Source organism: Streptomyces sp. NPDC002092, assembly GCF_053593775.1.
In genome coordinates this window covers 1-1,119 of record NZ_JBSFDG010000057.1, presented here as the reverse complement: position 1 = coordinate 1,119, position 1,119 = coordinate 1, and the positions used below count along the sequence as shown (strand labels likewise).

General features: G+C 73.1%; 1 protein-coding gene. It reads right to left on the bottom strand.

The window, feature by feature from the left end; all coding sequences use genetic code 11:
- Positions 1-40: 40 nt before the first annotated feature.
- A complete protein-coding gene (locus ACWCRD_RS44970) occupies positions 41-1,090 on the bottom strand; it encodes a zinc-dependent alcohol dehydrogenase (RefSeq protein ID WP_450971462.1) in 1,050 nt (349 codons plus the stop codon).
- Between the last annotated feature and the right edge of the window lie 29 nt (positions 1,091-1,119).

Sequence of the window (1,119 nt, the reverse complement as noted above, 5' to 3'; positions counted from 1 at the left end):
CCGGTGACGACGGCGAGCTTCCCGGTCAGGTCGAAGGCGGTCATACGGCGGCTCCCTGAACGTCGTCGTCGCCGGTGCAGTCCACCAGGATCTTCATCACGTCGCCGCCGCCCTCCAGGGCCTCGAAAGCGGCCGGTGCCTGGGTGAGCGGCACGACCTTGCTGATCAGCCGCTCCGCCGCGATGGTGCCGTCCGCGACGAGGGCCACCGCCTTCTCGAAGTCGCGGCGGTCGTACAACCGGGCCCCGATGAGGGTGAGTTCGCGCCAGAAGAACCGGTGCAGGTTCACCTCACGGGGACGCGGATGGATGGCGACCAGGCACAAACGGCCGCGCACCCCGAGCACCTCGACCGCCGTGTCCACGCCGCCCGCCGCGCCGGACACCTCGAAGGCGACGTCCGCGCCCGCATCCCCGGTCCACGCGCCGACCAGCGCCGGCACGTCGTCGGTGGCCGGGTCCCAGGTCGCCAGGCCCAGCTCCTCGGCGAGCAGACGCCGGTGGGCGCTCAGCTCCACCACCCGGACCTCGGCGCCCGCGGAGCGCGCGACCAGCGCGATGAGGATGCCGACGGGGCCGCCGCCGACCACCACGACGCGCTCGCCGTCCTTCACGCCGGCCCGGCCGACGTCGTGCACCGCGACCGCGGTGGGCTCGACGAGCGCGGCCCGGTCCAGGGGCAGGGTGGCGGGCAGCCGTATCAGCGTGGAGGCGGGCACGGTCCAGCGCTGCTGCATCGCTCCCGGCGAGTCGATGCCGATGAAGTCCAGGTGCTGGCAGACGTGCCGGTGACCGGCCAGGCAGGCCGGGCAGGTGTCGTCCCAGCGCAGCGGCATCACGGTCACCGCATCACCCGGCTGCCAGCCCTCCACGTCCGGGCCGACACGCACCACGCGGCCGGACATCTCATGCCCCAGGACAGCCGGTGCGGCCACCCGGGCGTCCATGTCACCGTGGAAGATGTGCAGATCGGTACCGCAGATACCGACGAAGGCGGGGGCCAACTCCACCTCACCCGGGCCGGGAGGCACGCTGTGAGCGGGCGCCGTGTCCAGGGTGCGGGCGGAGGTGTAGCGGACGGCGAGTGTCATCGTGTCGTCAGGGTCCCTTCAGCGCGGAC